General features: G+C 62.0%; 9 protein-coding genes and 1 pseudogene. All 10 read right to left on the bottom strand.

The window, feature by feature from the left end:
* Nucleotides 1–24: 24 nt before the first annotated feature.
* The 10 genes and pseudogenes from ACZ889_RS15625 to ACZ889_RS15580 all read right to left on the bottom strand — a co-directional run bounded on the left by ACZ889_RS15625 (nt 25) and on the right by ACZ889_RS15580 (nt 12,058).
* On the bottom strand, nt 25–861 hold the full coding sequence (locus ACZ889_RS15625; RefSeq protein ID WP_003253956.1) for an outer membrane lipoprotein-sorting protein: 837 nt from the start codon (nt 859–861) through the stop codon (nt 25–27).
* 50 nt (nt 862–911) lie between these two features.
* Nucleotides 912–2,196 (bottom strand): annotated as a pseudogene (locus ACZ889_RS15620) (DUF1302 family protein).
* A gap of 2 nt (nt 2,197–2,198) precedes the next feature.
* On the bottom strand, nt 2,199–2,963 hold the full coding sequence (locus ACZ889_RS15615) for an SDR family NAD(P)-dependent oxidoreductase (protein ID WP_003253958.1): 765 nt from the start codon (nt 2,961–2,963) through the stop codon (nt 2,199–2,201).
* The gene (locus ACZ889_RS15610) at nt 2,960–3,697 is read right to left on the bottom strand and encodes a 3-oxoacyl-ACP reductase family protein (RefSeq protein WP_064614744.1); all 738 of its coding nucleotides are present in this window, start codon (nt 3,695–3,697) and stop codon (nt 2,960–2,962) included. The genes ACZ889_RS15615 and ACZ889_RS15610 overlap by 4 nt, the downstream gene beginning before the upstream one ends.
* 9 nt (nt 3,698–3,706) lie before the next feature.
* Nucleotides 3,707–6,577, bottom strand: coding sequence for an aminotransferase class III-fold pyridoxal phosphate-dependent enzyme (locus tag ACZ889_RS15605; RefSeq protein WP_180688231.1), 2,871 nt, complete (start codon nt 6,575–6,577; stop codon nt 3,707–3,709).
* 38 nt (nt 6,578–6,615) lie between these two features.
* The gene (locus tag ACZ889_RS15600; protein ID WP_476257536.1) at nt 6,616–7,827 is read right to left on the bottom strand and encodes a beta-ketoacyl synthase N-terminal-like domain-containing protein; all 1,212 of its coding nucleotides are present in this window, start codon (nt 7,825–7,827) and stop codon (nt 6,616–6,618) included.
* Nucleotides 7,824–9,122 (bottom strand): beta-ketoacyl-[acyl-carrier-protein] synthase family protein, encoded by a 1,299-nt coding sequence (locus ACZ889_RS15595; protein ID WP_476257535.1) that lies wholly within the window; start codon nt 9,120–9,122, stop codon nt 7,824–7,826. The genes ACZ889_RS15600 and ACZ889_RS15595 overlap by 4 nt, the downstream gene beginning before the upstream one ends.
* Nucleotides 9,119–10,033, bottom strand: a complete 915-nt coding sequence (locus ACZ889_RS15590; RefSeq protein ID WP_100773812.1) for a beta-ketoacyl-[acyl-carrier-protein] synthase family protein — start codon at nt 10,031–10,033, stop codon at nt 9,119–9,121. The genes ACZ889_RS15595 and ACZ889_RS15590 overlap by 4 nt, the downstream gene beginning before the upstream one ends.
* A 169-nt stretch (nt 10,034–10,202) precedes the next feature.
* Nucleotides 10,203–11,477 (bottom strand): beta-ketoacyl-[acyl-carrier-protein] synthase family protein, encoded by a 1,275-nt coding sequence (locus ACZ889_RS15585; protein ID WP_108078383.1) that lies wholly within the window; start codon nt 11,475–11,477, stop codon nt 10,203–10,205.
* 11 nt (nt 11,478–11,488) lie between these two features.
* Nucleotides 11,489–12,058, bottom strand: coding sequence for an acyl carrier protein (locus ACZ889_RS15580; protein WP_033726736.1), 570 nt, complete (start codon nt 12,056–12,058; stop codon nt 11,489–11,491).
* Nucleotides 12,059–12,172: the final 114 nt, after the last annotated feature.

The raw sequence follows: 12,172 nt of genomic DNA, 5'->3' as shown, positions 1-12,172 counted from the left end.
TTCCAGATGAATCGAGAGCGGCGCTTAGCGGGCAGACACGGCGTATTCCGGCAAGTCGCCGGCTTTCAGCCCGCGCTTGATCGCGGTCTGCGTGAACAGGCGGTCGTCCAGCGCGACGTTGTACTGCAACTGGTTGAAGCGCAGCTGAGAGCGCGTACCGGCGATGAAGTCCTCGGTTTCGCTGAAGGTAATGCTGTCGATCTGGTCGATGGTTTCAGTCTTCAGGGTGCGCATCTGCTTGAACATCACACCTTTTACATCGAAGAAGTCCTGGCGCAGCACCAGCGAGTTCTTCTTGTCAACCCAGACCTTGAGCTTGTTGTAGCCGGTCTTGGCCAGCACGGCAGGCGTCGCCGGCTCACGCTCGATCACGTAGCAATCGCGGCCCTGCAACTGCTCTTCGCCAACCAGCGTTTGGCGATAGTCTTCGGCGCGAATCTTGTCGAGGTCGGCATAGGAGTAGTCGCTACCCATGAACGCCCCGCGTTTGTCGGTGGTGGAAATCCTTCGGGTCTGTCGGCTGACCGGCAAATACATCCATTGGCTGTCTTCGAGGCCCAGGGCCTCGCGCGGGTTTTCGATGTGGAAGGCGACGTCACGCACATCACTCGGCGCGGAGAAATACATGGTGAATTTGTCGCTGTCCGGGTAATCCTTTTGCAGGTAGCTGAACTCGCGGATGCGGCTGTTACCTTGCTTGTCGATCAGGATCAGGGACACCTGAGACATGAAGCTCTTGCCGTCGTCGCGGTCCCGGGCCTGGCGAATGATGTCGTCGGCCGTGCGTGTTTCAGCTGCCATGGCGGCAGCGGCGCTCAGCAGCAGTGCGCTTACAGTCAGGGTCTTGAAGATGGGCAACATGGCGATTTCCTTTTCATTGTTTGAGTGGTTCGCACACCGCACCGGTGTGGTCAGAACAGATAACCGGCGGACAAGCGCACCTGGTCGCGGTTGTCGTACGCACCGAACTGGCGGTCGGGCTTGCCGAAGAACACATCGACTTCGAGCCCCAACTTGAGCCAGTCCACCGGTTTGTAGGTGAAGATCCCCTGAACGAAACTGTCGTCCTGCGCTGGCGGCGACATGCCGAATACCAGACGGGTCTTGAGGCGATCCTGGAACTGCGAGCCTTCGGCAGACACGGTGAACAGGTCGTCGCGTTTGTCCTGGACCATGCCGGGCTGCCAGTCGAGCAGCCGCTGATGTTGCCACTGCGTCGAGATCAGCCAGTCCCGCAAGAGGTAATCGACGCCCAGCAGCGACTTGGTCATCGCCGTCTGGTCGCTGCCGTAAGCGCGGTAAGGATTAGTGACGCGCCAATTGTCGAAGTAGGCGACTTCACTGCGTACCACGATGCTGTGCCCGGCATCGATGGCCACACCGGCGCCCGCCCATGGAATAGCGCGGGAATTGCCGCTCGAGGCGAATCAGGCCCTCTTCGGTCTGGCCTTCGACGGCGTAAACCGGGTCCTGTTGGCGGGCGTTGAGGGCAACGAAGCTGACATCCACCGTGCCGATCCGGCCGTTGGCACTGGCGCCGTAACCGAAGCCACTGTGACCGTCATACCCGGGCCGCGAATCGACCACAAACATCTGCGGATCAGGTGTGGCAAAGATCGGTGCATCGAACTCGCTGCCGACGGCCGGCGCCTGGTTCTTCACGAAATCAGTGATCACCAGCGCTTCCAGCTCCCACTCGGCGACCGGCTGCACCAGGCGAATCATCGGCACGGCGATGCGGCTGTCTTCCAACAGACCGATCACACCCTCGCGATAATCCAGCGGGTTGATCTGATCGAGCACCCGTAATTCATCTGCACGCCCCCACACCACCTGCTGCCAGCCCACCGTCAGCTCGCCGTCACCGACGTAGAGCCCCCAGTAAAGGTGCCGCCAATCGGCAGTCGCCCGGTAATCGTCCCGGGCTTGCGCGCTGTATGGGTTGTTGCCGTCATAACGGAAGTCGTAACGGGCTCGGCCCTTGGCCTTGTAGTAGCCGCTGTCCCAGGCATCCTCCAGGCTGAACTTGAGGTACACGGCCTTTTGCGTGACCCGGTCGTCACCGTGCAAACGCACGGCCGTGGCAACGCCGATCTCCGCTTCATGATGCTCCGGCAACCACTCGGCGATCGCCGCTGGCGGGCCGAGGCTGACCAGCGCGGCCAAAAGGCCGCGGTTCAATCCCAGTCGAGCCATGGCTACATTCCCAACCCGGCACCGCCGTCGATCATCAGGCTTTGCGCCGTGACACCACTCGCCTGCGGGCTCGCCAGATAACGAACCATGGCCGCCACTTCGTCGCCCTGAATGAAGCGCCGTAGGGGCAACTTCTTCTTGGCATTGCGCAGGATCTGCTCGTGGGTGATCCCGGCGATGCGCGCTTGAGCCGCCAATTCGCCTTGCAGCATCGGTGTGTCGATCCAGGCGGGCAGGATGGCATTGACGGTGATTCGCCGTGGCGCCAGGTCCAGCGCCAAGGCTTTGGTCATGCCGATGATGCCGTGCTTGGATGCGCAGTAAGCGGTGTTGCGAACCTTGCCCGCTCGGCCGAGGATCGACGACATGTTGACGATCCGCCCACCCTCCGCCATCAGTGGCAGGCACAACGAGGTGACGTAAAAGGTGCCGTTGAGGTTGATCGAAATCACCTTGTGCCAGTTGTCGAGGTCTTCGGGTTCGTTCTCGTCGCAGACCCCGGCGCTGTTGACCAGCACATCGACAAAGCCGACCCGGTTGGCCAGGCCCTTGAACAGAAGTTGCAGGCTGGCGAGATCGGCGATGTCCGCTTGATGGGTTTCGATGCGAGCGGCAAATTCGCCCTCGGTGACCCAGCTCTGCAAGGTTGCCAGATCCCGATCAAGCAAGATCAAAAGGTGCTCGGCCTGGGCTGCAAAACTTTCCGCGACGGCGCGGCCAATACCATTGGCCGCGCCGGTAATCACAATCGTGCGTAACTGGCTCATGGCATTTTCAATCCGCCGTTGACGGACAAGACTTCGCCCGTGACGTACAGGCCGCGCTCGGCCAGATACAGCACCGCGTCGGCAATTTCTTCAGGGCGGGCGAACCGTTTGATCAACAGCCGCGACTGGATTTCCTGCTCATGGGCGCCGACCAGGGCTTGGCTCATGTCGGTGCTGACGATGCCGGGCGCCACCGCGTTGACCCGGATGTTGCGCGGCGCCAACTCCACCGCCAGTGCGCGTGTCAATGCTTCTACACCGCCTTTGGCGGCGGCGTAGTTGCTCTGGCCCTTGCCGGGCTTTTGCGCGGCCACCGAACTGAGGTTGACGATGCACCCGCTGCGTTGGCGCATCATGCAGGGCAGCACCTGCTGACAGCACAACAACGTGCCGACCAGGTTGGTCTGGATGACCTCGGTGATGTCGTTCAACGATTGCGTGGCGAGCAAACCGTCACGGGTAATACCGGCGTTGTTGACCAACAAGTCGATACGCTCGAAACGTTGCTCGACCCGTTCAAAAAACGCCTGAATGCTCGGCGCATCCTTGACATCACACTGCACGGCCAGGCAGTCCCGGCCGAGCCCTTCGACCTGCGCCTGCAAGGCAGCGGCTGACGCCTCGTCACGGACATAACTGAAGGCAACCTGATAACCCGCGCCGGCCAGGGCCAGCACGATGGACTTGCCAATGCCGCGACTGCCGCCGGTCACGACAGCTATTTTCTGAGTCATGACCGCTCCTTACAGTGAGTTTTGAGTTTTGAATTGCGCGAGGGTGAAACCGTGGGTCGCGGCCAGTGCGCGGACCTGCTGCACTTGCTCACGGCTGATATCGCCGTAGGAGCCGTGCTGGCTCATGCCAGACAAGCCCATCAACACCGACTCGGCCATGCACGCATACAGCTGACCTTTTTTCAGATAGGCCCGCACGTTGGGCGCCAGGCCATCGTCGAACGGCGTCTGGACGATGCCGCCGTGCATGTAGAGCACGTCTTCGCGTTGGCTCGGCAGGTCTTGATGGACGTTCAGCGGCACGGCGATATCGCAAATCACGCTGCGCTCGGCGAAATGTTCGGCACCGAGGAACGGCTGAGGCGCATTGGCAGCGCACAGGACAATCCGTGCGCCCTTGATGGCGTCGAGATCGTTGGTGACCGTGATGAAGGCGTTCGCGCCAAGGCGCTCATCCACCAGGCGGGCGATGTGCAAACCGAGGTCGGCTTTTTGGCCATGTGAGTGCAACAAACCACGAAAACCATCAAGGGTCAGCAGTCGCTGGGCCAACCGGTCGTGTTCGGCCGTGCCTTTGAGGATCGAACGGGCCGCGTCGGCGTAAATCTGTTGCGCGGTTTTCTCCAGGCGCCGAACCGAGCCGTCACGACCGCTGCCAATCAGAATCAGGTGATCGACGGTGGCGGACAGCACCGAGGCATAGGTCGACGCAACGTTACCGGCGGCACCGACAACGGCAGCGGTTTGCTCGCGCAGTGCCAGACCTTGCTGTACACAGCCTTGCTCGATGGCTTCGAGCCCCATGCCGATGGTCAGGGCGTTGCCGGACGTCAGCGCCATGTCGGCAATCTTCAGCGCCTGACAATTGTTGGTGACGATCGAGGTGTACATCCCGAGGCCGGCGATGCTGCAGCCATCGGCGCGGGCATCGGTGACACGCCTGCCGACTTCTTCGCGAATGCTGTCCAGGTCACCGCTGCGGATGTACTCGGCCATGGCATCCGAATCCATGCACAGCGGGTATAACGTGAACTCCACCGCCATGCCGAGGCGCGACCGAATGATCACCGGGCCGACTGGCACAGCGCGGCGTTCAGGCTTGGTGCGATTGATGAACGTGCGTTTTTGTTCCGGGCTCAGGGCTGCCAGCGAGGGATCGACGTCACCGAGGATATCGGCATCGATCAGGTGGTTGATGAACGCTACCCGAGCGACGACTTCGACCTTGGCATCCCTGTTTTCAACGGGCTCGGTCACCCGAAAATCGTCCTGACGGGCTGGCACGGTGGGCATCGAGTCCGCGCAGATACCCGCCGCCAACGGCAACGCATCGCCACGGCGCAGCATGTCGCAGACCCGTTGCAGGGCAGCGATCAGCCCGTCGATTTCGCCCAGGGTGATACAGGCTGGCGGCTCCAGGCGAATCACGTTGGAGTTGCTGCCCGAAGGTGCTACCCGCAACGCTTCGAATTGCAACAGGTAACCGGCGATCAAGTAACCCAACGCATCGTTGTACTGGGCCGACGCCTGTACCAGCGAACTGCTGACACTCAAGTCGTGCAATTCCAGACCCACCAGCAAGCCACGCCCGCGCACATCGGCGATCACATCCGGATAGGCCATCTTCAGTTCATTGAGCGAGGCTTTGAGGTAGGCGCCCTTGGTGCGTATGTCTTTGAGCATCGCGTCGTCATTGGCGAACAACCGGCGCAATGCCGACAGCGCGATATGGCAGGACGGGTCGTCCTCGGCGAAGGTCGAGCTGTGGATGTAGCTGAATTCGCCTTCGTAGTGGCTGCTGCGGATCACCGTCGCGGCGATTTTCATCAAGCCGCCGCCGAGTGCCTTGGACAGGCAGTAGTAGTCGCCTTGCAGGTTGAACTGGCTGCTGGCAAGAAACGTCCCGGCGCGACCAAAACCCGACTGCACTTCATCGACCACCAGCGGGCATTGTTGCTCGTTACACAGCTTGCGCAGCCCCAGATAGAACTCGGCCGCGAACTCGTTGATACCGCCTTCGCCCTGAATCGGTTCCATCAACACGGCGGTAATCGCACTGAACGGCAATTGCAGCACGTGCAGGTGTTCGCCGTCCCATTGCAGGCTCAACCAATGGTGCGTGTGCCGGGCCGGCAACTCCTGCAACTGATGGGGCTGCTGTGGGTCGATGAACTCGACGTTCAGCCCAAAACGGGCAAACGGCGCGCGGTACTGACGGCCATAGGTCAGTTGCACGGTATTGACCAATTTGCCGTGGAAGCTGCCGCGCAGGGCGACAAATACCGGTTCGATGTGCAACTGCGCCAGGTTGTGTTGGCGAACGGCTTCAACCACCTGACGCAAGGTCACGCTGTTCAGTGTGGCCGGCAGGACACCTGCAGGCAGGTCGAGGTCGGCCACATCCAGTTCGCGGTAAGCGTGTTCGCTGGCGGTCAGGCTGGCCAGGGTGAAATCGATGTCGTCGAACTGCTTTTGCAGGCTCTTCTGGCGACGGAACTCCGCGTGCTTGACGGCGATCTCCACCGCCTCCGCGCCGCTGTTGGAGAAAGTCGAAATATAACGTTCGGTGTTCTTCAGTTCGCGATTGAAGGCGTCGCTGAGCGCTCGCCCCAATTGCCCGGCCGCACCGCGGATCGACATTTGTGCGTTAAACGGCACGTCGCTGCGCAGCAGCGCACATAGCTGATCGACAAACTGTGGGTCGTTGTGGCCGAACAGTGCCGCACCGTAACCGCCGAGAAAGTCGGTGACCGTGACCATGTCGCCCTTGGGGTTGCGGTAGAACAACTGGCTACCGAGGGCGCGCTCAAATTGACACTCAAGGCCCAGTGCCTGGAGCAGGCCGACGAATTTGGGCCGAACGAAATCGCGATAATCCATGACAGTCATATCCCTTGAAAGTAAAAAAGAGGCGGTAGTCAGCGGCAGTCCTGAGTGGCCTTTGCGCTGTAGAGCACTTGATAGGCGGCGCTGAATCCGTTGTCGTCGCGGTTCAGCACCAGGCAATTCGCAAGGCTCGCGGCGTGGGGCGCGCCCTGAATGAACGGCAGGTTCGCCACTGGCTGCTGCAAACCGGCAATCGGCGGCACGCTTTGGGCCTGCAATGCGCAACGCGCAAGCATCAGATCCACCAGGCTCGGCGCCGCGCTGAGAATGCCGTTGATCGCCAACCCGCTCGTGATGTGCGAGGCGCGCGCAAGGGCCAGCGTCTGGCACAACACGCGGTCTTTGTGCGCATCGCCGGTGCCGCTGCACACCAACACATCGGTTGGGCTGTCGGGCAGGCTCAAGCGACCGAGGGACGCATGGGCCGTCATGTCGGCGAGGCACGCCTGAGGACCCGCCGGCAGGTCTTCGCGCCGGCGCAGCACCAACGCTGCCGCGCCCTCCCCGGCAATGCCGCCGGTGCCCCGAAGGTCAAACGGCAGCAGCGTGTTCGAGCCGTTGGCGCTGATGACACCCGCCTGGACCAACCCGGACAGCGCCAGGGCATCCAGCTCGCTGCCCGCACCGACAACGATTGCCGCGTCAATTCGGCCAGCCTGCAAAGCGGCCGTAGCCTCTCGCAAGGCTGCCAGGTTGCCGGCGACACCTTGCATATAGGCGTTGCACTCGCCCACCAGTTTCAGCGCCAGGCTGGTGACACCCAGCAAGCAGTTGCTCAAGCCTTTGAGCACCAGAAAAGGGTCCTGGGCACGGTCTTGCAGGATCCGTTTGGCGAACGCCGCCATGTCGGCGACGCCGTCCTGCCGACAGCCGTGCAACAACTCGGCATAGGATTCCAGAGACGGATGGGTGTAGCCGCCCTGACAGCAATACAAACCGAAACGGACATCCGGCGGCTCATCGGCCAGGCCGGCTTCTTCCAACGCCTGACGTACCGCGCTGACACCCCAGATCACTGCCGGCGTGCAGTAACGCTGAAGGCTTTGCGCAAGGTCTTGTCGGCTGCGTTGGTGGTCCTGATCCTGAATTTGCCCGAACGCCACCACGCGTTCGCTGCTGAACCGTCGGGCGTTCAGCGCCGTAATTGCACTGCGCCCTTCGGTTGCGGCCGCCCAGAAAGGCTCGACACCCCAACCGCTGGGCAACACGCAACCCGCACCGGCAATCGCGACCGCCTGTTTCATCGCGGCGCCTCCCGGTACTTGCCCAGCGCCAGTGAAGTGTTGAGGCCGCCGAAACCGAAGGAGTTGCTCAGGGCAACGTCAACCTTGCGCTTGACCGCTTGATGGGCGCAGTAGTCGAGGTCGCATTGTTCGTCGGCATCCTGCAGGTTCAGGGTCGGCGTGACCCGATCATCCCGGCAGGCCAGGGCCGTGAGCATGAACTCCGGTGCTCCGGCGGCCGCAATCAGGTGGCCGAACTGGGATTTGTTGGCCGTCACCAGCAACCGCCGATAATGTTCGCGCTCGGCGAACAGGGTCTTGATCGCCAGGGTTTCGGCGGCATCGTTGAGGGGTGTCGAGGTACCGTGGGCATTGATCAGATCGACCTGTTGTGGCGCCAGCCCGGCATCCGTCAGGGCCGCCTGCATCGCCAGCACCGCGCCACGGCCCTGCGGGTCGGGGGCGGTGATTTTGTAGGCATCCAGGCTGCTGCCGAAACCCAGCACTTCGGCGTACGGCGTGGCCCCTCGGGCGAGCGCCCGTTCGAGGGTTTCGAGCACGACAAAACCACCGCCTTCACCCGCAATCAAGCCACTGCGATGGCGGTCGAACGGCCGACACAGTTCGGTGCCCCAACGCTGTTCGCTGCTGGCGGCGCCGAGCAGATACAGCGCGGTCATGGTGTCCAGGCTCAGCACCGAATCGGCGCCCCCGGCAATGGCCAGCTCGACCTCGCCGCGACGGATCATCTGGAATGCATTGCCGATGGCCTGGGACGCTCCCGCGCAGGCGCTGCTGATATTGATCACCGGGCCTTCACTGCCGATGCCATCGGCAATCACCCGCGCAAGGCGGTCGTTGCTCTGACACAGTGAACTGTCAGGATCGACCTGCGCCTGTCGCGCCATCAATTGAGCCCAGGACGGCGCCTGCGCCGGGTTATCCGCCAGGCTGAGCAGCATGTCCTGCAAACGATGAGCAGGTGCGCCGGACGCTGACAATACCGCCGCGCCACGCAACTGTTCGGGGCTCAGACCACTATCGGCAATGGCTTGGGTGGCCGCGACCCAACCCAAGCGGGTGCGTTTTTCCAGCGACAATCCCCAGGCCGGATGGTTTTTCAAGTGTGCCGGCATCAAGCCCATATCCACGGGCGCTGCGTAACGCACGGGGAACGCACCCGCTTCGACGCCTTCCGGTTGCCATGACCGAATGCAATGCTCGCCGGCCAACATTCTTTGCCACATGGACTGCCACTCGAAACCGAAGCCGGTGACGGCGCCCATGCCCGTGATCACGATCCGTGTGGGGCTCATGGGTAATTCTCCATTGTCTGGGTGTCCGACGACGTTCTGGCCAGCAGCACCGCGCCCCAATGCCCGCCTCGGCTATGTTCGAGCAACAGCGTGTAACGGCTGCAATCCAGTGCCCAGGTCACAGCAATTTCGCTGAGCAAGGCGCTGGCGCCCAAGTCACCTAGCAACGCCTTGGAGTGTTCGAGGGTGTGCCCCGATAGGCTAAACAACGCGGCAATCTGCGGATCCTGTGCATCGGCGACGACTTGCCCGACATCGCTGAGGCACAGTTTTTCGTTGCTCAAAGCACGCTCGATGACGTCGCGACCAACCGCCAGTCCACGCTCAGGTTGCGCGCTGTAACCCCGGGCAAACCCGGCAATACGCAACGCAGATTGACCACCGCTGCCCGGGTTGGTCGTCAGCAACAGTGCCGCAGCACCTTCGCCGAAAACCCACGAACCGGGGTTCACAGGTGGGTGAGTAGCGTCACGCAAGTACAACGCGGGGGTGATGTTCGGACTGCTGCTGACGACCACGGCAGCATCGGCACGGCCTTCGCTCAGATGGGCAGCGGCCTCCATCAAAGCATCCAGCCCCGCATTGCCCTGGGAGCAAAAACCGCCCATGGGCCCCTTGCAACGCAAGGCCTCAGCCGCGTGGGCCATGACGCTGCTGTTGAGCATCATCAGCGCATGCAGCGGCGGTGTGTGGGCAAAGAATTGCGCCAACAGATCTGCCGGTTGTGCGCCAATGGCCTGCACTGCATCCCAGCACGAGCTGGGGCCATCCACTTCCGGAATGGCAGCGGTCAATGCGATCCGCTCGTCGGGCAGTTCCAGCCCACGCAAGGTCTCGGCGAGACGGCCGGCGCAATACAGCAGGCGCGCGCCCTGAGGCTCGAGGCTGCGGGACAGTCTGCGGTCGTACACACCCGCCGGCAAGGCGGGCGCTGAAACACAATGGGCCAGACGTGCCGGGTCGAAATCCAGCGGTTGCGCGGCCTGAGGTTGACTGTCACGAGGCGCACATTCAGTACCGGCAGCGTTGAGTACCGACGCCGCAGTGATATAAACAGCGGTTGAATTGGATCTGGTCATGTCATGCCCTGCCCAGCACCAACGAACTGTTCACGCCACCAAACCCGAAGGAGTTGGAGAGCACGACATTGATCGGTTGCTGCAACGGTTCGCAAAGGAATTTCAACGCCGGAAATTCGGATTTTTCCGGCTGAAAATTGAGGGTCGGCAAGGCCACGCCCAACTGAATGCTCATCAACGACAGCACCGCCTCAATGGCACCACTGCCGGCCAACGAATGCCCTACGGCAGATTTGTTGGCGGTGAACGTCATCTGCTCCAGGGTTTCGCCGAAAACCTGCGCCAGGCCCAGGGCCTCGCAACGGTCATTGGCCTGTGTCGACGTACCGTGAACATTCACATGGTCCACAGCCGCACTGGTCAGTTCGGCATCGGCCAGGGCCGCCGTCATGCAGGCGGCATACTTGCTGCCGTCGCGGCTGCTGGAGGTGATTTTCTCTGCCTCGCACAGATTCGCGTAACCCAGCACCCGGCCCAGCGAACAGGCCTGACGACGCTCGGCATGCTCGCGGGATTCCAGCACCAACAGCGCCGCCCCTTCACTCAGCACAAAGCCGCAGCGGTCCGGCATGAACGGCCGGCTCTGTTCTTGGGGGGAAAAGTCCACGCGCTGGCAGAGTGCGCCCAGCCCATCAAAGCTGTAGTAGGACAATTCATGGGCCATCAACTCCACCGCGCCACACAACGCCAGGTCGATCTCGCCACGGGCGATCGCTCGATAGGCGCTGCCGATGGCCATGGTGCCGGCGGCACAGGCATCGGAATGTGTGGAAATATGGTCACGGACACCCAGCCATTCGGCGAGATGGCGGGTTTGCTGATCAACCCGCCGGGCAAACGCCCCACCGCTCAGGGTGTGGTTATCCAGGAACTGGTCGAGATCGACCCGCCCCTGATCGTCCATGTAACGGCTGGCGTCCCGCAAATCACCGCTCACGCAATGTTTGTTGGCCCCGACGAAAACACCGCTGGCGACTCGGGCAAATGCGCCGTCGGCCAACCCGGCATGGGCCAGCGCCTGACGGGCCACGTAATGCGCCAGCCATTCCTGGCGGGAGGTGGTCTGCAGGTCGCCCGGAAAGGCCGCCGCGATGACCTGCCATTGTTGCTCATCGATAAATCCGGCCGCCGGGTTCGCAAACCCCAGTTCGACAAACGCCGGGTGCTGGCCAATGCAGGAACGGTTTTCGCTGATCGTCGTGAACAGCGAGGCCGCATCCAGTGCCGTGGGAGCCACCAGTCCATAGCCGGTGACCAGAACCTCTCGGGCCTGCATCAAGGCACCCCCTACGCCGAAGCCTTCAACTGGGCGGCCGCGTACTGCTCAACCAGCAGACGCGAGATCGAGTCACCGTCCAGAGGGGTCAGGCGAGCACTGCAACCGCCACACACCACTTGTTGGCGTTCATTGAGTTGGGCATGAGCCGCACCACACTCAGGGCAGGTTTCGGGGAGGTGGTTGAACACGTTATGGCATTGCTGCGCCCAGTTCCGCACGGTGGTGGCCGAGAAGACATCGCCCGGCTGCATGCCCACGTGCAGCTGGCCCGGCGCATAAGCGCTGAGGCTCTGCTCCAGCAAGGCCACGCCGTCCTGCGTGATTCGGCCTTTTTCGATAAACCGGGTGGCGTCGCCAAACACCGCTACCGCGTGATCCAGCACGCTGGTTTTCGGCAAGGTGCAACCGTACTGACGGCCCAGCTGGAAGCTCAGGTCGACGATGTCCAGCGAGTCGGCGCTGAGGTCGTCAACGATACTGCTGTGCTCTGTCACGTCGCCCCTGTCCAACACCAGCAACTGCGCAAGAATCTCCTGTGTACTGCTGATAACGCTGTCCAGTTCCAACGGATTATTCATTGATTGTTTCCCTACAAAAGCCGCATTGAATGAATAAAGTCATCGGGCCAAAAAAGCTGTTTTCAGGCCAGATCTATCGAGGGCCGGGAGTCTAAAGTCTCCCCCTAAGGGGAG

Source organism: Pseudomonas sp. TE3895 (assembly GCF_056278855.1).
This window is presented reverse-complemented; position numbering and strand designations above follow the sequence as displayed.